The organism is Candidatus Paceibacterota bacterium (assembly GCA_036517255.1).
GTDB lineage: Bacteria > Patescibacteriota > Minisyncoccia > Phycocordibacterales > WO2-35-19 > DATDXE01.
The window spans coordinates 38,240-57,597 of sequence record DATDXE010000006.1 but is presented as its reverse complement, the minus strand read 5'-3'; the positions used below and the strand labels follow the sequence as shown (position 1 = coordinate 57,597).

Below are 19,358 nucleotides of genomic sequence, written 5' to 3'. Positions count from 1 at the left end.
TTAATCTGATTATCCTGAATGAACGCAATACAGAAGCTCACAGAAATATTCACTCATTTCCCTGGAATAGGGCCGAGACAAGCGAGGAGATTCGTATACTACTTACTTACTCGCTCACCTTCTACTATGAGTGAATTGGCTGGCTATATTTCGGCACTCAAAAACGAGGTCAGTCAGTGCCTTGATTGCAGGAGGTTTTTTGAGAAACGTCATGGCAAAGCCGAACTTTGTGATATTTGTGCTGATGGCAATAGAGACAGAAGTATCTTAATGCTAGTCCAGCGGGATATTGACCTTGAATCGGTAGAACGGAACGGGGTATTCAATGGAACTTATTTTGTATTAGGTGGTAGTGTACCGATTCTGGAAAAAGAACCAGAAAAAAGAATCAGAGTACAAGAACTGGAAGAAAAGATGGAAAAAAGTAAAGATTTAATTAAAGAAGTTATATTAGGGGTAAATGCAAATCCGGAGGGAGAAAATACTGCTGAATTTGTTATAAAATCATTAGAAAAATTGAGTGCCGAAAATAAAATAAAAATCTCTCATTTGGGTAAAGGCCTTTCCACTGGTACTGAACTCGAGTATACTGATCCTGAAACTCTTAAAAATGCTCTTAAGAATAGAAACTAAATGCAAAAATCTTTTGCCTACATATTAATCGTTTTCGGTGTAGTCGGGCTCTTAGCTTCCTCCCAACTTATGTGGGATACAGTGAAGCTTGCGCAGGATCCAGGCATAGATTTGCCCTGCAACTTATCACCCTTTGTCAGCTGCACTTCCATAAATACTAGTTCTCAATCAAAAGTTTTTGGTTTCCCTAATCCGATTATGGGTATCGCTGGTTTCTCGGCCATCATCACAATTGGTTTACTTTCGCTTTTCGGAGCGATACCTGACAGAAGATTCTGGAAAATATTTACTATCGGCATGACTCTCGCCACAATTTTCATTCACTGGCTGATCATTCAAAGTATCTTCGTTATCGGCAACCTCTGTCTTTACTGCATGATCACCTGGGCAGCTATATGGCCAATCTTTATTTTTACTATTTCTAATTTCTATCCAAATTCTTTAGTATCAAAAAACAAGCCCGCCTTTTTGGCAGGATGGTATTTGCTTATTATTCTTATCATCCTCGTCAAATTCAGGGAATATTTCTTCTAGGGTGGGGTTATCCTATTTTCTCTATCTTCACTTCAAAATAAGGCTGCTTGTGACCGTTTTTCTTAAAATAACGTGATTTTTGTTTGTATTTGATAACTGTAATTTTAGGGTGACGAGCAATTTTAATTATAGAAGCTGTAACAGTGGCGCCCGTTATAAAAGGAGCTCCTATGTTTAGGTTATCACTTTCTACACCTTGGCTTTTTAGTAGGACTTTTTCAAAAACTACAGTATCCCCTACTTTATATAAATCCCTATCGTTTTTATTTACTTCCCCTTTTATTTTCTCAATCTTGATCAAATCCCCTTCACTCACTCTATACTGTTTACCTCCTGTTTCAATAATCGCAAAACGATCACTATCTCTCAAAGATTTAGTGGGTTTGGCTTCAGCTACTTCTTTTGGAGTATCAGCTAATGGAACCTTTTTTGCAGGTTTTTTTATTGCCTTTTTTTCTGCTGTCGCGGTGGCCATAATGGGTAACACTTTAACCTATTTCTCAATTTTATGCAAACGTCTTGAGCGACCCCCAATGAATCAAGGGTCGCTCGGGTAATCCTGCCAGTTCCGGTAGAAGTCCTTCCAATATGAAAAGAAAGTTCTCACCAGACCCAGCTTCCGTATCCTGTATAAAAAACTTTGGCGTTTGGCCATATTTTAGTCACCTCTATAGTTAAGACTACTCCTCGAAATCAGGCTTGTCCAACATGGTGAGATCGGAAGTGAGAGATTCTCCAGTAAGCCGCATCATATCTTTATCTACCTTCTTGAACTCTTTGTTGGAGAAATTGTAGTGGTTTACAACGGTGCCTAAGGCCGAACCCAGTTTCGTATGGTATTCCTCATAAGTTTTCAAGTGTTGCTGGAGTTTTAAGACATTTGCGATAATATCCTGTGCCTTTTCCTCAATTTTCATGGCATTTAAGCCTTGTAATACAGTTTGGAGATAGGCTAAAAAGCTGGTTGGTGAAACTATTATAACTTTGTATTTTGAAGCAGCTCTCTGAATCAGATTTTCGTTATTCTCCTCTTTTAAAGAACCTATTTTATTAATTAAAAGATCGTAGTAGATAGCTTCGTGGGGAATAAACATGAAAGCGAAGTCCATGGTACCTTGGCTGGGTTGAATGTATTTGGAAGTCTCTTGAATTCTGTTTTTCAAATCGTTTACAAAAACTTTTTCCAATCTTTCTTTTTCTGATTCATTCTTTTCTTCTACCAAGCGATTATAATTTTCAAGAGAAAATTTAGAGTCAACCGGAATTATCTTGTCTTTGACGAAGACAGCCGCATCCACAATAGTGCCGTCTGGAAAAGGATACTGCATCTCAAAACTACCAGGCGGAAGGACATTTTTGAGCAAAGTTTCGAGGTAATATTCGCCTAATATTCCTCTTTGTTTGGGGTTTTTTAATATATCTTGCAAGCTCTGAAGTTGGTCAGTAAAAGAAATGACCTGCTTATTAGTTTCATCCAATTTAGTCAATCCTTCCGTAACATCACGGATGATTTTAGCTGATTCAGAAAACTGGGAACGCATGGAGTCATTCATCTGCTTTGTCGTCTCCCCCATTTTCCTATCAACCGTGCGGGAAAGCTCGTTCATTTGCTCCAAGAGAAGCTTCATCGCTCCATCACTGTTGCTAGCACCTTTTCGTCGAAGTAATAAAAATCCAAGTATAACTACCCCAATGCCTAATAAAATTATTAAACTAATTTCCATGTACACATTATACAAATTTTGGGACAGAAGTCTTGGCGGGACGAGCTTGCGCTCGCCCCGTCAGGTAACAAATGCGATCAGGTAGTCGCTACGAATCCCTTTTTCCAGAGGAACCATTTCGATTTTCCAGCGATATCTCCAAAGGAACTTGCTCTTCCTCCGATAGATAACGGGAAAGCTAATAGCCTCACCCTTCTTCACCGGATCGAGAACCACTACCGGTAGATCCTGTTGCCAGATCAGAGGATTAGTCGCGGCACCAGTGTTCAGGTGGTGCACCAGAAGTATCGCGCCAGCGTGACCCAACCGTTTTTCTTGATCAAAATGCATGCTGTGGATTCGAAGCAATGGGTGAAGACCCAAGCTTATGTTTGCGCTACCTGCGCGAAGAACGACGGACGTAGTGTCGGGTAATAGCTTGAGCACTGAAGAAAGACCTCCTGTTTTTGTACATTAAGACCGATCGAGATAAAAATCAAAGAATTGTGGGGATAGAAAATAATTGATAGAATTCTGTAATGCAAGAAAAAATACAAGAACAAATAAAAGATGCTATGCGAGCAAGAGATACACTAAGGCTTACTACCTTACGCGGAGTCTTAGCCGCTTTTACAAACGAGTCAGTGGCTCTAAAACGGACACCGCAAGACAAGCTTTCCGATGACGAAGCGATAGTTGTACTTCGCCGATTAGTCAAACAAAGGAAAGATTCGATAGAACAATTTGAAAAAGGAGGTAGGAATGATTTGGCTGAAAATGAGAGAGCCGAAATGAAGATACTGGAAGAATACCTCCCCGCTCAAATGGGAGAAGATGCTGTCAGGAAAATCGTGATAGAAAAAATGGAGAAATTAGGGATAACCGATAAATCTAAAGCAGGACAACTGATGGGAGCGGTAATGAAAGAAACAGCGGGACAGGCTGATGGAAATGTGGTAAAACGAATAGTGGAGGAAGTCCTTTCATGAAAAAAAGACTCGAAGGCAAAACTGTAATTGTAGTCGGTGCTACAGGTGGCATCGGCAGGGTTTTGTCCCGAGTTTTTCACCAGCTCGGGGCAAACGTGGTGCTCGCAGCACGTGGTATGGATAAGCTGAAACTACTCGAGGGCGAACTTAGTTCCGATAGAGTTCTTGTTGTGCAAGCCGATGCTACACAAATCTCTGATGTTAGGCGCTTATTTCAATTAGCGCAGGATAGATTCAAAGAAGTTCACTGTGTAGTGATATCTGCAGGCACATGGGAGCGGTTGTCGCTCCGTAATTCTGTCGAAGAGGCTCTAGAATCAGCGGAGAAGCTTTTCCGTTCGATATTCCTGCCTTCCTATGTCGTTGGGTTTATGGCCCAGGAATTTTTCCGGCGCCAAGGCTTCGGGCTAATCGCTAACATTTCATCTCACGCGGCGATAAGACCTTGGCTTCTTGGCAACTTGAGCTATGCTGCGATGAAAGCCGCAGCCAGGCAGTTTATCCTCGCACTCAGGCACGAACTTCGAGAAATGGGGGTGACGGTAATCGACATCCAACCAGCGATCGTTAACACTCCGGAAGCAGCTGATCTGCTGAACACGGAAGTGAAAAAACGAAAGGCCGTACAGCCCGAATTAATCGCGGATCTCATCGCAAGTCTAATCGGTCGGAAAAGAGTACCGGCCGAAGTGCTTCTCGACAGCAAACTTAAACTCTAACGGCTCGGGCAGTATGAAAACTGTCCCGAGCCGTGGTCTTATTCATGCTTCCTCCTCGTATATCTTTCGTAGGTGGTCTCGGCTTCTGGTTCCTGACTCCGATTCCATTCAGCGAGAAAGGACTCTTTCCGATCTACTTCCCACTGCTCAAGCTCCTTCCTTTTCTTTTCAGGATTAACTTCTCCTGAAAGAAAAGATAGAAACTTTCGAATCCTGTTTAACATAGTGCATTCCTTCCACTTATACTATCTCATATTTATTCATTGAGAGATAGGCTTTCCTCAATTTTATAATCCCCTACGCGAGTCCTCGTGATACTAAGAGCACAGGCACCACAGCCTAGAGTGTTGCCGAGGTCGTTTACGATACTGCGAATATAAGTACCAGAAGATACATGGGCACTGAAACTTCCCATGTACAAAGAACCATGATAATTTTCTAAAAACTTTTTCCACAACACTAGGGCTACATGCTGACGAAAATCCCCTTTTACTTTTGAAATATCCATGAGGAGGCGGCCTAAAAGTTCTTTCGGTAACAATTTTTGTAAACCTTTGAAATTAATTTTGTGAATAGTAATTTTTCGAGAAGGAATTACTATTTTATCTAGCTCAGCGATCCGTGCCCATTCGTGCAGAGCTCGTCCCCCCACCGTCTTCGACGAAAAGGGAGGATATTTTTGATCTCTCTCGCCCACATAAATCTGTATTACTTTTATTATTTCACTCTCACTTAAATCTATGACTGGCAAAATTTCTTTAATCTCCCCCAATATGTCATAAGTATCACTGGAAAAACCAAAAAGTACGGTGAAGTCGTACTCTTTGTCTAAGCTCAAAAATTCTTCCTTCCTTTTTTGTTCTGTATCCAGGCCTGTAGCAATAAGGAGTACCCCCTCTGCCATAGGGTCGAGTCTGCCTAAATATGTCATCTTCTCCCCCTTTAGTTCTGGCTTGGCCGCCTTGAGCTTTTGGAGAGCTTCCAGAGGGGTTTCCCCTCGTTGTTTATAAATATTAAAAATCATCCCAATTCCTCATGAGAAAGAGCAATCGCGAGTAGTTCTTTGGCCACAGCTCTATCTGCCTCAGGTTTGAAAAAAGCTTTAGCCTTTTCTGCCATTTTACTTCTCAAGACTTGATCGTCTATGATTCTTTTGATCTCACCAAAAAATACGTGAGAAGTGAGATTGGCTTCTTCTATCACACTTGCCGCTCCACTTCCTGCATAGGAGAGCGCGTTGTTTAATTGATGATCACCGTTTGAATCAGTAATAGGTATGATGATCGAAGGTTTGCCCCAAGCAGCGATTTCAAAAATAGTAGAGCCAGCTCGAGAAATGACGAGAGTAGCCGCTCCAGCCGACATTTGTTCTTCCAGTTGGTTGAAATAAGCAAATGGTTTATACCTCTCTCTGTGACGATTATTTAAAAGTATGGCATCGGCTGTTTCTTTTACTACCTTAAAATTATTTTGCCCAGTCTGATGTATTACTTGATAATTTTCTACAAGTTGAGGTAGCGCATCCATGATCACATTGTTTATCATCTCAGCCCCACTTGATCCACCGCGTATCACGATAGTCGGAACACTTTCTTCTAATTCAAAAAACCTATGGGCTCCATTTGTCGCTGGTTCTAAGATAACGTCCCTTATTGGCTGACCCGTGTGTACTACTCGCCCCCTTTTTACTGCTTCGGGAAAATATTTTGCCGCCTCTAGCCAAGAGAGGGCCACTCTAGCGGCAAATTTTCCAGCCCATTTATTGACTCTGCCGGGCACGCTATCTGACTCGTGTATAACTACAGGTATACGTAAAATCCTAGCGGCCAAAAGTGTAGGAAAACTGCCGTACCCGCCTTTGCCAAAAACCACATCGGGATAGACATCAAACACATCAAAAAGAGTAGACACGGCTCCCCATCCCATTTTGAAAAAATCGATTATATTAAGAAAGGAGAAGTACCGGCGTATTTTACCTGAAGTAGTTTTTCTGTAATTAATATCGTTGTCATACAAAAGGCCTGGATTGTATGGGCTGGGAGCAAAAAAATACATATCAGGTTCTAGCAACTTATTCTCTTTGGAAATTTTATGCACTGCTTGAGCGATAGCTATGATCGGATAGAAATGTCCACCTGTTCCCCCACCTGTAAAAATTATTTTCATTGTATTTTTTTTAATGCCATTTTTTTATATCCTCTTGCTGTTTCTTGAAATATTCATAATTATTCCAGCTTCTACAAGGGTGATAAAAAGGGCTGTACCCCCGTGGCTTATAAAAGGTAGCGGGATACCGGTGAGAGGTAGGAGTCCTATCATCCCACCCACATTTACAAACATCTGGGACATGATAAGTATAACAATGCCGACAGCCAAGAGTCCACCGAAAGCATCTGGAGCCCTTGCGGCTATTTTCAGCCCCTTGAAACAGAAAAATACGAACATAATAATGATGATGGAAGCTCCGATAAAGCCAAACTCTTCCGCTGCCACAGCAAAAATAGAATCACCGATAGGTTCGGGTAGATATGAAAATTTTTGAATACTCTTACCAAATCCTTTCCCGACCACTCCTCCCGAGCCTACAGCGATGAGTGATTGTTGAATTTGATAGCCGCTTGTAAGTGAGTTGGCTCCCGGATCAATAAACGTCATGATCCTTTCTTTCACATAAGGCCTCATGTAGGCTACTGTCGCTATACCGAGGACACCTATGAGGCCGACCGCTATAATATGCGACCATTTGCCTCCACCCACGATAAACATAGCGAGACCAGCAAATATCATCACTGCATAAGTATCAGTGTCTGGTTGAGCAAGGAGTACCGCTCCTGCAACAGCCAGTATCGCAAAAAATGGTAGGAGCCCACCATTTAGAGTTTTGATCCTATCTTTAGCTTTAGAAATGAAAGCTGCAAGGTAAATAACGAAACCTATTTTCAAAAGTTCTGAAGGTTGGAAGGATATAAAGCCGAGATCGATCCAACGAGTAGCCCCACCATGGGAAAGGCCAATGCTAGGCACAAATACAAGGAGAGTAAGAACGATAGAAAGAGCGAAAAGGATAAAAGCATTTTTTCTGTATAACTTATAATCGATTTTTGAAAATATGAGACAAGCGATCGAACCCAGGAATATTCCGAAAAAGGTTTGATTGAAAGCGACACTCGAAAATTTTATTTGGTTACTGGCAAGCACTCCCAAACTGGCTGAACTAAATATAAAAAAACCAAGCACTACCAAAAGTGCGGTAATCCCTAAAAAAGATTTGTCTACTTTACCGGCACAAAAATTCATTAACCTATTATAGCAATAGTAACACCCAAAATGGCACAGATGACAGAGAAGACCCAGTAGCGCATGACTACTTTATAGGAAGGCCAGCCGATGGCTTCGAAATGGTGGTGGATAGGAGCCACTAGAAAAACTTTTTTACCGTTCCTTAATTTTTTAGAAAGAATTTGAATGATGTCCGAAGCCACAGTGACTACAAGAGGCAGAGCGATAATAGGCAATACTATGACTCCGTAACCATCGCCAAGAGAATCAGTCATAAAAGCCACAATACCGAGAGTAATGGTAAGTCCCATCATACCAGTGTCCGACATATAATATCTAGCAGGAGGGATATTGAACCAAAGAAAAGCCAAAATCCCTCCTAAAACCGTGGCACAGAAGGCAGCAAGATCGTATTGTTGTTGGTAGAAAGCGATGCCAGCATAAGCAGAAAACATGGCGGCAAATACCCCCCCAGAAAGACCATCAATGCCATCGATCACTCCCCCAGCGTAAATGGCCATTATAACTAATATAAAAAATGGAATGAAAAAGGCACCTAAATAAATAGGTGGAAATATTTCAGGCATTCCAAGAGTACTGACATCAAGTTTGAAATAAAACCACGATGCACAAAGTAAAGCGATGAGCCCTACCACAGAAAGTCTTTTAGTCAGAGAAAGCCCCCCTCCTATATAACTTCCAGCGGGAACCTCTCGAGTTACTAAATAATCATCAATAAGGCCGACAAGAGCACCAAAAATAAGGGCGATAAGAGGTACCCAAGTTTGACTACGAGAAAGGAAGTCTAGATTTATAAAAGTTTCTGTAGCCACAAATCGAGCCAGCAACCAAATAACCATGACCGTAATAAGGGTCGAACCCCACACCACTATGCCACCCATACGAGGAGTCTTTTTCTCTTCATCTTTATGTAGTGAGGCTGATATGGTCGCTTCTCTCCCATCGATAGTTTTCTGAACACTCCTCTTCTTCCACATTTTATGTTTATAGAGAAAATCGGTGAGAGGTGGAGTGATCAAGATGCCTACCACGAAAGCAGAGACTGCTGGTAGAAAAATTTTGACTATATCTATTATCATGGCTTTATTGAATCAAATACTTCTGACTGGCTTCTATTAATTTCAGCATATCACTAAAACGGCCTTCTTGGGTAGAGCCGAGAACGGAGATGACGATAGGGTGCCCCAACCCAGCGTCGTAAGCCATCACCAAGTTTCCTCCAGCCAATTTTGTATATCCAGTCTTCGAGGCGATGGGCGAAGGAACAGAATTTATTATTTCATTCGTATTTTCAGCATTGTAAAAATCATTACTCAAATCGCGAATAGAAAGTAAAGGATAACGAGTAGCCTCGAGCACATGTGGGTATTTTTTTATTGCGTATTCAAATAGTAGCGCTACGTCGCGGGCTGAGCCATATGCCCCGCTTTCATTTTCTCCTATATCCAAACCGTGTTCGTTTTTGAAAGTCATGCTGGATAAGCCGAGTTCTTGAGAGAGCCTATTCATACTACCAATAAAATTCCTCCTCGTGATTTCTCTATTGTCTACCGTTCGTAAATTTCCAATCGCTCCCATGGACGCAGCCAAAGCGTGCGCCCCATCGTTTGATGATACGAGGAGAACGTAGTCGATAAGGCTTCTGATATTCCAAGAACTTGAAACTTTGAGCAAAGAGTCGCCTTCCGGAGAAAGGTCCTCAAGCTCTATGGTAATTTTTTTATCATCTAATGAATTTTGAGCGAGAGTAACAGCTGTCATCACTTTTGTCAGTGATGCTAAAGGTAATGCCTCGTTAGCATTTTTTTCAAAAAGAGATCTACCTGCGAGCACGTCCCACACAAAAGCACTTCTTGCTTCTATTTCCACACCATGAAAATAATCGATAGATACTTTCTCAGAATTTTTGTGTGGAATACTTAAAGATCGGAAACCTATCAAAAGCATGGAATAGAGAGCTATCGATATAAGGCACGCAAGAATAAGAGCCCTTTCAAAAATATTAGTCCTCCAGTTTATATCCAGTATTTTATCTTTCATGTTTATTTTCTATGTTTTATTCTTCCGTGTTTATTGAGTTTTCTTTTTTAGAAACTTCGTCTATTTCTTTTTTTACTTGATCATATTCAGGCAGATCATCTATTTTACTTAATCCCAGGAAAGAAAGAAGCTCGCTTGTGGTTTTATAAAGAGGCCCTCTAGAGCCTTCCCTACTTTCCGTACGTTCGACTAATCCACGAACCATGAGTGAACGCAGGATAAAGGTAGAATTGACTCCTCTTATATAATCGATTTCCTTTCGAGCAATTGGCCCTTTGTATAAAACTATGGAAAGAGTTTCCAGCCCAGCTTTACCTAAGTCCTTACCTATCTCATCCTTGACCATCTTCTCTATTATAGGAGAGGCTTGTTTTGAAGTTACCAGGGAATATTCTGTCGAATTTTCAAGGAGAGTAACGCCTCTGCCTTCCAAATTCTCTTTCAACTTATGAAGCCCATCTATTACCTCATTTTCTTTAACATCCAAAATACTGCAAAGCTCCCGTATCTCCACAGGCCCATTCTTCTTAAACAACACTGCCTCAATTTTTGCCTCTATTTCCATTTCAGAATTCTAAATTAAAAATCGTAAATTTCCTAATGGTATGTAGGAACCCCGATGGATTCCGACTCGATTTCGATGTCAGCGAAGTGGGCTTGTTGATTGACCCGGACTACCCCTTGTTTTACAAGTTCAAGCATAGCGAGGAAGCTTACGATCATTGTCACTTTATCTTCCTTGCCAGCGAAGCTTTTAAAACTCATTCTGATGCTTTTTTGTATCCTGTCAGTAAGGCTAGCTATGGTCTCTTCCAGGCTGATTATTTTCTGCACTATCACTTTCGGGATAAATTCTACTTTCGGGATATTTGAAAGCACACTACGAATCGAAAGTAGCAGGTTATTTGATGTAACTTCTTGAGTCGGATGAAAAACTTTATAAATTAACCTACTTTCATTCGCAAAATAAAGTGGCTCCTCTCCAAAAAGTTTACTTATGTGAATAGATAATTCTTTAAATCTTTTATTTAGCACAAGCCTTCTCTCCAAATCTTCGATATTACCCTTCTCCTCTTGGGTCAGTTCAAGGGTGGGTAAGAGTGATTTTGATTTAATGAGAAGAAGGGTCGAGGCAATCAGTATAAAATCAGCTGAATCAGCAAGAGGAAAATTTTCATATGATTTTGTATGCTCTATAAACTCATCGGCAACTTGCGATAAAGATAAGTCATTTATATGAAATTTCCTTTTTTCTATAAGGTCTAAGAGTAGCTCAAGAGGCCCTTCAAATTCACCCGATTTTATCTTAAATTCAGTCTCCACAGTTTTATTTTACAAGCTTTTTGCTAACTATGCTATAATGATCTAGGAAACTGCTCCCGGTAGAGAGCAGAGGCTCAGGTTGAAGAAGAGAACTTACATCAATTCGCAGTTTCGACGGTGTCACCCCCCAGCGGGGTGGCGGAGGGTTGGGCGGTGTCGGGGATTCGTCCCCTCACCGCCCTTTAGCTTGTATAGAATTTATTCTGAAAGTCTAGTATCAATCCGATTCATATCGCGAGGGAAAGCTGTAGCTTCTCTGATATTTTCTAAGTTAAGCATTTTCATCGTGATTCTTTCGAGGCCAGTGGAAGAACCTCCGTGTGGCGGGAAGCCATATTTATGAGCCTGCAAGTAGTAAGAAAATTTTTCTGGATCGAGTCCTCTGGATTTCATCTTTTCTATCATTTCATTGTAATCGTGAATACGCTGGCTACCACTATTTATTTCTAAACCTCTAAAAATCAAGTCGAAGCTTCTGTTTTGATAAGTATAAAATGCTCTTTTTTCTACTGGATAATCAGTAATAAATACAAAGTCTGAACCGTATTTCTTTTTAGCCCACTCACAAATCTGCCTCTCATCTTCTGGAGACATATCACTTGTATCTTCTATCGTCCGATTAAATTCTTTCGAAATTATTTCTTGTGCTTCAGCCAAGGTGAAAGTAGGAAATTCTTCTGGGGCTTGTGGTATTTCCGCACTGAAATATTTTAAGATATCGGCATGTCTTTCTGCCACCTCTTTCACAACATCAACGATAACGTCATGTAAAATTTTCATCACATCGCGATGATCTTTGATAAAACCCATTTCGAAGTCCATCTGAGTTAGTTCGCTCAAATGCCTTGGAGTAGCATGCTTTTCTGCCCTAAATATTTTTGCAAAAGTAAACGATCTTTCAAAAGCGTTGACCATAATCTCTTTGTAGAACTGAGGACTGGTAGCGAGGTAGGCAGTTTGATCGTAATAATAATTGACCTTAAACGCTGCGGCTCCCCCTTCAGCATCGCCCCCCACTATGGCTGGAGCTTGGAATTCCACGAATCCTTGTTTCTGTAATGAGTTTCGATAAGCTTCGGCAATAGTAGCTTGAAGCCGGAAAATATTTCGGCTGCGTTCATTACGTAACGTAAGAGGTCTATGATCCAGAAGGGTGTCCAAGTTAAGCTCACTTTCAAGTTCAAATGGTAATGTTTGAGCCATGTTTAAAACTTCTATTTTCACAATCTGCAACTCTAAATCACCATTAGCTTTTTCTGCCTGAATATTCTTTTCAGGCCTTTTGTTGACGATACCTTCTATAGAGACAGCGCTTTCAGTACTAATTTCTTTTGCAACCAAAATAGCCTGGCTATCAGGCAAAACGATGCATTGCACTGAACCAGAACCATCCCTAATATCAAAAAATACCATTTTACCCTGATCGCGACGCACTGAAACCCAGCCACAAATCAGTGTCTCACTTCCTATCTTACTTCCCAAATCTTTTATATAAGTTCTTTGCATTGATGTTGAATTACTCAAAAAAGATAGTACCATATTTGTGGGAGACCTCAAATGTTGCACTTGTTTATATGCATTCTCGTGGTTATGTTCGGTCAAAGTTTAGCCCTCGAAGTAATAGGGCCAGTAGTTTACTGGAACTTCTTCACCTTGTGGGCATCATTTTGGTCTCTCTTTTTTTTGATACTGTTCTGGTACAAAAAAGAAGGCCAGCCTAAGTGACCCCGATCGCTCGTTTCACTTCAGCCATCTTGGCCTCCGCGACAGCGGAGGCTTTCTGTTTTCCTTCTTCAAGAACTTTTTTTACGCGATCAATGTCGGAAGCTATTTCTTTGCGTTTTTCGCGGAGAGGCTTGATAAACGATTTGATGTCAGCGGCTAGCATTTCTTTTAAAATTTTATACTTACCTTTATTTTCCGTATAAATTTTATCAAGCTGTTCATTAGTTCTGAAAAGTTGATGGATTTTGAATACATTTTCAGGATATTCAGCATTTGAATCAGTCACAATAGACATTACTTTATCCTCGACCTCATCATCCTCGGCGAAAAGTGGAATATAATTTCCATAACTCTTACTCATTTTTCTACCATCGGTGCCAGGCACAGTTTCAACACTTTCTATAATATGAGCTTCAGGCAATTTGAATAGCGGGCTACTTTCTTTACAGAAAATTCTATTAAATTTTTCCGCAGTATCTCGAGCAAATTCGACATGCTGTTTTTGGTCTTTACCTACTGGAATCAAATCAGGATCGTAAAGTAAAATATCCGCCGCCATGAGCATCGGGTAACTGAATCTACCTATACTTATTTCATCTTCTCCACCTTTAGCAATGGCATCTTTGTAGGCATGAGCACGCTTAAGATAAGGAAGAGTGGTTATGGTATCAAAAATCCAAGCAAGTTCTGTATGTGCAGAAACATCAGATTGTTTAAACAAGACATGTTTTTTTGGATCAAAACCAAGAGCAAGATAATCGATCACTACATCTTTAGTAAACTCTCGCATCTTTTCTGCATCTTGAACAGAATTGAGAGCATGATAATCGACGATGACAGCATAAACCAGACCGTCCTTTTGCATATCGATCATCTGCTTCATCATGCCAAAATAATTTCCAATATGTGGCTTACCACTAGGTTGTATACCTGAAAGTATAGTCTTCATAGATTTATATTACCAAATAATTACTTCTTTGCACTGTGTAGATGGTCATCTTCTACACACTAAAAAACTTCTGGCTAAATTCGAGTCCTTTTTTGAGTGCCTCGATTGAAATATTTTCAGAAGCAGAGTGCATACCGCAATCTTCGTTAGCTAGAGGCACCATCACTTGAGGCACTTTAAGTAGAGTGTCAAAATCACGAACAATAGGCAGAATAGCGCCACAGTTTACATTTACCACCTTTTGCTTGTATACAGATTCTAAGATTTTTCTGGTTTTTTGATTAAATTTATCACTAAGATTTAACATTATACCCGAAGCCGATTCTCCAACCTTAAACCGCACCCGAGCATATCTTGGAGTTTGCTTAAGAATGTATTTTTTAACTTCTTTCACAAAATCATTTGGATCCTCGTTAGGCTTGGACCGTAGATTCAGCTTTGCAACAGCTTTACATGGAATACTATTTCTAAATCCAGTACCAGTGTAACCTGAAGAAAAGCCAGTTACTTCCACAGTTCTATCAAGACCTACCCGTTTATCGTATCTTGTTGTTTTGACTTTGAACCCATTCTTTTTTCCTACAAGATCAGTTAAGCTACCAACAATTTTAGCTAACTCTTCGGCTGCATTGGGAGTGACTCCACCAAAAAGACCTGAATGAACGTCATCAAGAGCCGTTTCCAAAATTACCTCCATATTGGCAACTCCTCTAAAACTACATTCAAGAGCAGGTAAATTCTCTGGCGCCAAAGCACCATCAGAAATCATGACACAATCACACTCAAGTTCTTTTTTATATTTCCGTATAAATTTTGAGAGATTAGGAGATCCAGTTTCCTCATTTCCTTCTATGAAGAAGGTGACATTGTAACTCAATCTATTTTCTTTTATCAGACCAGCTATTGAATACAGGTGAGTAAGTATTTGCCCTTTATTATCTGTAGCGCCTCTACCATACAACCTTCCTTGTTTTTCCGTTAGAATAAAAGGATCAGTCTTCCATCCATCTTCTTTTTGTGCTGGTTGCACATCATAGTGGCCATATATAAGAACAGTTTCTTTACCAACCTTATATGGAGTTTTGGCTATAATTATAGGGTTATCATAACCAGTAATTATTTTGGCTTTCATTCCAGATTTTGAACAATATGAAGCAAGCCACTTTGAGGCCTTTTTTATTGAATCTTTGTAGATTGGATCCGTCGACACACTTGGTATGGCGACAAATTCTTTCAACAATTTCTTGAATTCTTTTGTCATTTGATTTGATTAACTAATAATTTCAAATGTAAGTTTGGGCGCCGCTTTCGCAGCGCCCATGGGTACTACCACTTCTTGTATTCGTGATTCAAGGTAGTAGCCTCCTTTCTTGGGCTATATGAGCCCATGATGATCGGGACCAGAAATTAAAACTTCTCCAGTTCCCGAATCTTTTGAGACTGTGGGCCACTCCGAACCGGAACGCTCCACGTCGACCCCATCAACGCTGATTGAATTGATGGGAATTCTTTCTCCATCCGGACGAACGTCCGGAGCAGTTTCTGGTGTCATGACTGCCTCCTAAAAACAGGAACCCTTCATTTCTGGAGGGTTCCTGTGTATCTTCGAATGATTTAAAGTAGTTAAGAATTATTCAAATGCACAAAGCGACTCCCCAGATTATTTTTTCTGAAGTGATTTAGCCAATAACGCTTTGTGATACAAAAATTCATGTGTGCCCCTAATATACTCTCCACCCAAATTTTTGTCAAATTTTTTAATGTGAACATCTCAATCTACGGAACTGTTCGTACGAACAGTATAATGTAGGACTTAGAGTAAATTTAGGACAAAGGAAACAATTTTTGGTAAATCTTTAGCAATATAATAATGCATTTCATATCCAACCTGCTCTTTATCTAGTATCCCCACCGAATAGAGAACGCTCAAATGTTTAGACGTAGTACGAAAAGAAAGCTTGATATCTGAAGATAATTTTCCAACTGAACTCCTTTTCTTCTTTTTCAAAATTTTTATAATCAAAAGCCTCCTCTTACTAGCAAGTGCTTTTAATACTTTTTCTAATTGAATCTCATCCATCTTTCTATTATACTCTTCGTACGAACAGTTCAATAGGGGTAAGATGTGAATTGATGTTTAGTATAGAGAGGAGAGGGTTCTTATTATTTTTAGGTCATCGAAGGAATAGCGACCAGAGAGCTTGTGGAAGACGGGAGTGAGTTTGTCGGAGCCGAGATCGCGAAGAGTGGAGGTGATAAGGTCGAAGGATTCGGTGGCTTCGGGAGAAAGTTCCCGATAAAGAAGATCATTTTCTATATTTCCTTTTTCAAAAAGTTGGCATATATGAGAAATTATGGTTTGTCTGGTGAGTCCTCGGATGGAAGCCACCTCCTCTGCCCTTTTATCCTCCTTTATCAAATTAAATGTTTCCTCCAGCGTAGTGAGGCCATTATTTATTGCCTTTTGTTTTTTCTTTTTTTTGGAAGTGTTTTCTTTGTTAACTTTGAGGCTTCCGCCGCAAGCCAGGACAAAGTTCGATTGCATTTTCAATAACTCTGACTCAGAGATATTTCCAAAAACTTTCCCTGCTTCTTCCGAAAGAGATTTTAATTCCACATCCTTCCTCAAAATTTCAGGGTGCACCTGAAAAGCTTTTTGGCCCATCTCAATTTCTTCTCCCAAAAGGTAGAGTCCTGAAAGCTTCTTAACTCTAGAAAGGGCTACGTAGCCTTGGCCGTATTCAAAGATGCCCGAAAGATCAATGAGAGCGGCATCTAGGGACATACCTTGGCTTTTATGGATAGTGATGGCCCAGGCCAAACGAAGAGGCACTTGGATGATTTTTGCTTTTATTTTGCCCCCTTCTTCGACTGCCCACTCCATCGGGAAAACCTCTATCCTCTCGCCATCTTTCAATTTAACTATAGGAAAACCAGAGTCCATATCAAAATCGATTATTTCGCCCAAAGTACCATTTACAAAGCCTGAAGCAGGATTATTTTTGGTAAACATAACCACGGCTCCCACCTTCAATTCTAGTTTTTCAGGAGAAAGGCAGCCTCTTTTCAAAGCTTCTACTAAAGAATCTTTTCCTTGGGAAGACATTTCGAATGTTTTCGAATCTTCCCTGTCGATCATATCAAGGTGCTTTTGATTTATTCTGTCGACATCGGCATTGTGAGAAAAAAGTTTTGGAATTTCGTATTGCACCTCCTCATGTAGGCCAAGTCGATTACTTAAAATTTCTATGTGCTCCTGTAGAATAGAATTCTTGCGTATAGCAGAAAGTACTGAAAGAAAATCAACATCATCCTGCCTATGCTGTTCGGTCAAGTAACAAATAATTGGGTTTAGTTCTTGCCATGTTTTTGAGTTGAATGCAAAGTTTACGTTGCCGCTACCCCTCTCAGAATCCCTATTTACCGGAGGTAATTGGAAAAAATCACCCACGAGTACCACCTGTAGGCCCCCAAAGGGCTTACTACTGCGTTTTACCAGCCTACAGACTTGATCAGCCGCCTCCAAAGTCGGAGCGTCAAGCATGGAGATTTCGTCGATAATAAGTACCTTAGCCCTGTCGATTTTTTTAGCCACATATTCTTTGCCTGCGATCGCATCATATTCATACTCGTTTAAATATTTTTTTATACCGATGCCCGACCATGAGTGTATGGTGTAACCACCAACATGAGTGGCTGCAATTCCAGTCGAAGCTGTGGTAGCCGGCTCTACATCATGTTCTCGCAAGTAGGTGACATACTCATTTATGGTGTGCGTTTTACCGCTTCCTGGTTCACCAGTAAGAAAAACATTGGCCCCTGTTTTTAAAATGTTTAGAGTCTCTTCTTGAGTCATAAAGATACGATAACAAAATAGATCTCACCCCGCACTCTTTCCTTATGAAGGAGAGGGAACAAAATCAGGATTTGGGAAGTTCGATGTAGAATGTAGAGCCTTTACCTTGGCCCTGGGAAGAAACAGAAATGGTGCCTCCTTGAGCCTCCATCATTTTCTTTGCTATATAAAGCCCGAGGCCAGTGCCGGTGACATTGGTTTTGTGAGCATCTTTGGTACGGACGAATTTATTAAACAATTTTCCGACCTCGGCAGGATCAATACCTATACCTCCATCTCGTACGCACACTCTGACTTTGTCATCCACCTCATCGATCGAAATTTCTATAAATGCATCTTTCTCATCCTTAGGTGTGTACTTTATGGAATTGTCGAGCAGGTTTCCGATAATCTGTTGTATTTTATTTTTATCACCATAGGCTATACAAGTACTACCAGGTTTTATTTTATCTATAAGTTTGATACCAGCCTTCTCGATATTTGGGAGAATATTTTTTGCTGTTTCTTTTACTAGCGCGCACATATCAAACTTTTCTTTGTTGTATATCATCCTACCCTGCTCAATGCGTGATATATCGAGAAACTCTCCGACAATAGTAATGAGATTTTCAGTTGACTTCATGATTACATCCACCGGCTCCTTCACACGCGGAGAAAGCGCACCATAATCGCCCTCCAGCATAAGTGAAGCATAACCTTTAATAGCAGTAAGTGGACTCCTGATTTGATGTGTAGCCAGCGACAAAAACTCCGACTTCAGTTGATCCAACTCCTTCAACTTTTCATTCGCCACTTCAATTTGAGTATTGAGTTCTTCTAGAGAACCTGCGTACTTCTTCCAAGAGTAGATGATAATAATCTCGAGAATAAAGATGACAGCGGTAAGAAATACGATAAAAATAAGAAAGGGTTGAAGTGTCTGACGTGTAATCGTAAAAAAGTCATCGGCTTTAATATCTGTAGCCAGTACGGCCACAGTATTACCAGAATCATCTTTAATCGGAGCATAGCCTGTAAGTACAGTTCCGTAAGCATCAGTGTAGAGTTCTCGGCTTGTCAGTGGACTATCGTAAGCTTCGAAAGCTTCGGAAATATCAACTGCTTCGGGATAATCTTGTCCAGGCCACTGAAGCTTGTCTGGACCATCTGGCTCTATAAGTCCATCCCGATTTACATCAACAAAGCGTGTGGAGTCGGCACTATCATTGGCGTAAGGGTCAATAGAATCAGCATCAGCTACGAATTGCATTGCATTTGGATCATTAGCTTTCTTTCTAAAAATATACATGAAAACAATATCCTCATTGCTGTATTTTACTTTATTGAGTCTAGTAGTTACACGAGCCCATTCAGGTTTTTGCCAATCCGTTTCTGTTTGAAGAGCCGCTAAGTCATTCGAATCAATATTTGCCGCTGCTGTTATAGATATGGTTAAAATGCGTTGTCTTAAATTATTAGTGAGCAACTCGACTGTTTGTGTATAAAGTACTCTGGAAGCAAAAATCACTATAACAATAGATACGGACAGAACTATAAAACCGCTTAGGACTGGATTTTTTATCTTTCTATGAGAAATCACAATATTTA

Annotated in this window: 22 protein-coding genes; 4 read left to right on the top strand and 18 right to left on the bottom strand. The window is 40.4% G+C overall.

Annotated elements, in window-relative coordinates; genetic code table 11:
* The first annotated feature begins 18 nt into the window (after nucleotides 1-18).
* Both VJH67_01530 and VJH67_01525 read left to right on the top strand, forming a co-directional pair.
* Nucleotides 19-633 carry a toprim domain-containing protein gene (locus tag VJH67_01530; protein HEY4515850.1) on the top strand — a complete coding sequence of 205 codons (615 nt, stop codon included), beginning with the start codon at nucleotides 19-21 and terminating at the stop codon, nucleotides 631-633.
* Nucleotides 634-1,167 (top strand): vitamin K epoxide reductase family protein, encoded by a 534-nt coding sequence (locus tag VJH67_01525; protein HEY4515849.1) that lies wholly within the window; start codon nucleotides 634-636, stop codon nucleotides 1,165-1,167.
* A 7-nt stretch (nucleotides 1,168-1,174) separates the two neighbouring features.
* Here the strand turns inward: VJH67_01525 and rplU are convergent, their stop codons facing one another.
* From rplU to VJH67_01510, 3 genes are all read right to left on the bottom strand, one after another.
* Complete coding sequence (gene rplU, locus VJH67_01520; protein ID HEY4515848.1) at nucleotides 1,175-1,537, bottom strand: 50S ribosomal protein L21; 363 nt, start codon at nucleotides 1,535-1,537, stop codon at nucleotides 1,175-1,177.
* Between the two features lie 310 nt (nucleotides 1,538-1,847).
* The gene (locus VJH67_01515; protein HEY4515847.1) at nucleotides 1,848-2,891 is read right to left on the bottom strand and encodes a DNA recombination protein RmuC; all 1,044 of its coding nucleotides are present in this window, start codon (nucleotides 2,889-2,891) and stop codon (nucleotides 1,848-1,850) included.
* 60 nt (nucleotides 2,892-2,951) lie between these two features.
* Nucleotides 2,952-3,221: a hypothetical protein gene (locus tag VJH67_01510; GenBank protein ID HEY4515846.1), complete on the bottom strand. Its 270-nt coding sequence runs from the start codon at nucleotides 3,219-3,221 to the stop codon at nucleotides 2,952-2,954.
* Nucleotides 3,222-3,409: 188 nt separating this feature from the next.
* Between VJH67_01510 and VJH67_01505 the strand changes: the two genes are divergently transcribed.
* Complete coding sequence (locus VJH67_01505; GenBank protein HEY4515845.1) at nucleotides 3,410-3,859, top strand: GatB/YqeY domain-containing protein; 450 nt, start codon at nucleotides 3,410-3,412, stop codon at nucleotides 3,857-3,859.
* On the top strand, nucleotides 3,856-4,578 hold the full coding sequence (locus tag VJH67_01500) for an SDR family oxidoreductase (GenBank protein HEY4515844.1): 723 nt from the start codon (nucleotides 3,856-3,858) through the stop codon (nucleotides 4,576-4,578). The genes VJH67_01505 and VJH67_01500 overlap by 4 nt, the downstream gene beginning before the upstream one ends.
* A gap of 38 nt (nucleotides 4,579-4,616) precedes the next feature.
* Here the strand turns inward: VJH67_01500 and VJH67_01495 are convergent, their stop codons facing one another.
* The 15 genes from VJH67_01495 to VJH67_01425 form a co-directional block, all read right to left on the bottom strand.
* Nucleotides 4,617-4,802 carry a hypothetical protein gene (locus VJH67_01495; protein HEY4515843.1) on the bottom strand — a complete coding sequence of 62 codons (186 nt, stop codon included), beginning with the start codon at nucleotides 4,800-4,802 and terminating at the stop codon, nucleotides 4,617-4,619.
* A 32-nt stretch (nucleotides 4,803-4,834) separates the two neighbouring features.
* Nucleotides 4,835-5,602 carry a hypothetical protein gene (locus tag VJH67_01490; GenBank protein HEY4515842.1) on the bottom strand — a complete coding sequence of 256 codons (768 nt, stop codon included), beginning with the start codon at nucleotides 5,600-5,602 and terminating at the stop codon, nucleotides 4,835-4,837.
* Nucleotides 5,599-6,744: a UDP-N-acetylglucosamine--N-acetylmuramyl-(pentapeptide) pyrophosphoryl-undecaprenol N-acetylglucosamine transferase gene (locus VJH67_01485; protein HEY4515841.1), complete on the bottom strand. Its 1,146-nt coding sequence runs from the start codon at nucleotides 6,742-6,744 to the stop codon at nucleotides 5,599-5,601. Before VJH67_01485 ends, VJH67_01490 begins: the two co-directional genes overlap by 4 nt.
* A 24-nt stretch (nucleotides 6,745-6,768) precedes the next feature.
* Nucleotides 6,769-7,875, bottom strand: a complete 1,107-nt coding sequence (ftsW, locus tag VJH67_01480; protein ID HEY4515840.1) for a putative lipid II flippase FtsW — start codon at nucleotides 7,873-7,875, stop codon at nucleotides 6,769-6,771.
* Nucleotides 7,875-8,957 carry a hypothetical protein gene (locus VJH67_01475; GenBank protein ID HEY4515839.1) on the bottom strand — a complete coding sequence of 361 codons (1,083 nt, stop codon included), beginning with the start codon at nucleotides 8,955-8,957 and terminating at the stop codon, nucleotides 7,875-7,877. Before VJH67_01475 ends, ftsW begins: the two co-directional genes overlap by 1 nt.
* 4 nt (nucleotides 8,958-8,961) lie before the next feature.
* Nucleotides 8,962-9,918: a hypothetical protein gene (locus VJH67_01470; protein HEY4515838.1), complete on the bottom strand. Its 957-nt coding sequence runs from the start codon at nucleotides 9,916-9,918 to the stop codon at nucleotides 8,962-8,964.
* A gap of 16 nt (nucleotides 9,919-9,934) precedes the next feature.
* Nucleotides 9,935-10,483, bottom strand: a complete 549-nt coding sequence (scpB, locus tag VJH67_01465; GenBank protein ID HEY4515837.1) for an SMC-Scp complex subunit ScpB — start codon at nucleotides 10,481-10,483, stop codon at nucleotides 9,935-9,937.
* 32 nt (nucleotides 10,484-10,515) lie between these two features.
* Nucleotides 10,516-11,241 carry a ScpA family protein gene (locus VJH67_01460; protein HEY4515836.1) on the bottom strand — a complete coding sequence of 242 codons (726 nt, stop codon included), beginning with the start codon at nucleotides 11,239-11,241 and terminating at the stop codon, nucleotides 10,516-10,518.
* A gap of 198 nt (nucleotides 11,242-11,439) precedes the next feature.
* Nucleotides 11,440-12,747: an aspartate--tRNA(Asn) ligase gene (gene aspS, locus VJH67_01455; protein ID HEY4515835.1), complete on the bottom strand. Its 1,308-nt coding sequence runs from the start codon at nucleotides 12,745-12,747 to the stop codon at nucleotides 11,440-11,442.
* Between the two features lie 211 nt (nucleotides 12,748-12,958).
* Nucleotides 12,959-13,915 (bottom strand): tryptophan--tRNA ligase, encoded by a 957-nt coding sequence (gene trpS / locus VJH67_01450; protein ID HEY4515834.1) that lies wholly within the window; start codon nucleotides 13,913-13,915, stop codon nucleotides 12,959-12,961.
* Between the two features lie 52 nt (nucleotides 13,916-13,967).
* Complete coding sequence (locus VJH67_01445) at nucleotides 13,968-15,176, bottom strand: M20/M25/M40 family metallo-hydrolase (GenBank protein HEY4515833.1); 1,209 nt, start codon at nucleotides 15,174-15,176, stop codon at nucleotides 13,968-13,970.
* A 114-nt stretch (nucleotides 15,177-15,290) separates the two neighbouring features.
* Nucleotides 15,291-15,467: a hypothetical protein gene (locus VJH67_01440; protein ID HEY4515832.1), complete on the bottom strand. Its 177-nt coding sequence runs from the start codon at nucleotides 15,465-15,467 to the stop codon at nucleotides 15,291-15,293.
* Between the two features lie 261 nt (nucleotides 15,468-15,728).
* Entirely contained in the window at nucleotides 15,729-15,995 is a 267-nt protein-coding gene (locus VJH67_01435) for a helix-turn-helix domain-containing protein (GenBank protein ID HEY4515831.1), read from the bottom strand.
* A gap of 57 nt (nucleotides 15,996-16,052) precedes the next feature.
* Nucleotides 16,053-17,771: a helix-turn-helix domain-containing protein gene (locus tag VJH67_01430; GenBank protein ID HEY4515830.1), complete on the bottom strand. Its 1,719-nt coding sequence runs from the start codon at nucleotides 17,769-17,771 to the stop codon at nucleotides 16,053-16,055.
* Between the two features lie 64 nt (nucleotides 17,772-17,835).
* Nucleotides 17,836-19,350 (bottom strand): HAMP domain-containing sensor histidine kinase, encoded by a 1,515-nt coding sequence (locus VJH67_01425; GenBank protein HEY4515829.1) that lies wholly within the window; start codon nucleotides 19,348-19,350, stop codon nucleotides 17,836-17,838.
* Nucleotides 19,351-19,358: the final 8 nt, after the last annotated feature.

Coding starts and splice junctions, on each gene's coding strand:
- VJH67_01430 (HEY4515830.1), bottom strand. CDS start 17,771: ATGACTCAAGAAGAGACTCTAAACATTTTAAAAACAGGGGCCAATGTT.
- VJH67_01470 (HEY4515838.1), bottom strand. CDS start 9,918: ATGAAAGATAAAATACTGGATATAAACTGGAGGACTAATATTTTTGAA.
- trpS (HEY4515834.1), bottom strand. CDS start 13,915: ATGAAGACTATACTTTCAGGTATACAACCTAGTGGTAAGCCACATATT.
- scpB (HEY4515837.1), bottom strand. CDS start 10,483: ATGGAAATAGAGGCAAAAATTGAGGCAGTGTTGTTTAAGAAGAATGGG.
- VJH67_01485 (HEY4515841.1), bottom strand. CDS start 6,744: ATGAAAATAATTTTTACAGGTGGGGGAACAGGTGGACATTTCTATCCG.
- VJH67_01475 (HEY4515839.1), bottom strand. CDS start 8,957: ATGATAATAGATATAGTCAAAATTTTTCTACCAGCAGTCTCTGCTTTC.
- VJH67_01490 (HEY4515842.1), bottom strand. CDS start 5,602: ATGATTTTTAATATTTATAAACAACGAGGGGAAACCCCTCTGGAAGCT.
- VJH67_01530 (HEY4515850.1), top strand. CDS start 19: ATGAACGCAATACAGAAGCTCACAGAAATATTCACTCATTTCCCTGGA.
- VJH67_01515 (HEY4515847.1), bottom strand. CDS start 2,891: ATGGAAATTAGTTTAATAATTTTATTAGGCATTGGGGTAGTTATACTT.
- VJH67_01445 (HEY4515833.1), bottom strand. CDS start 15,176: ATGACAAAAGAATTCAAGAAATTGTTGAAAGAATTTGTCGCCATACCA.
- VJH67_01495 (HEY4515843.1), bottom strand. CDS start 4,802: ATGTTAAACAGGATTCGAAAGTTTCTATCTTTTCTTTCAGGAGAAGTT.
- ftsW (HEY4515840.1), bottom strand. CDS start 7,875: ATGAATTTTTGTGCCGGTAAAGTAGACAAATCTTTTTTAGGGATTACC.
- VJH67_01435 (HEY4515831.1), bottom strand. CDS start 15,995: ATGGATGAGATTCAATTAGAAAAAGTATTAAAAGCACTTGCTAGTAAG.
- VJH67_01525 (HEY4515849.1), top strand. CDS start 634: ATGCAAAAATCTTTTGCCTACATATTAATCGTTTTCGGTGTAGTCGGG.
- VJH67_01510 (HEY4515846.1), bottom strand. CDS start 3,221: ATGCATTTTGATCAAGAAAAACGGTTGGGTCACGCTGGCGCGATACTT.
- VJH67_01440 (HEY4515832.1), bottom strand. CDS start 15,467: ATGACACCAGAAACTGCTCCGGACGTTCGTCCGGATGGAGAAAGAATT.
- aspS (HEY4515835.1), bottom strand. CDS start 12,747: ATGCAAAGAACTTATATAAAAGATTTGGGAAGTAAGATAGGAAGTGAG.
- VJH67_01500 (HEY4515844.1), top strand. CDS start 3,856: ATGAAAAAAAGACTCGAAGGCAAAACTGTAATTGTAGTCGGTGCTACA.
- VJH67_01505 (HEY4515845.1), top strand. CDS start 3,410: ATGCAAGAAAAAATACAAGAACAAATAAAAGATGCTATGCGAGCAAGA.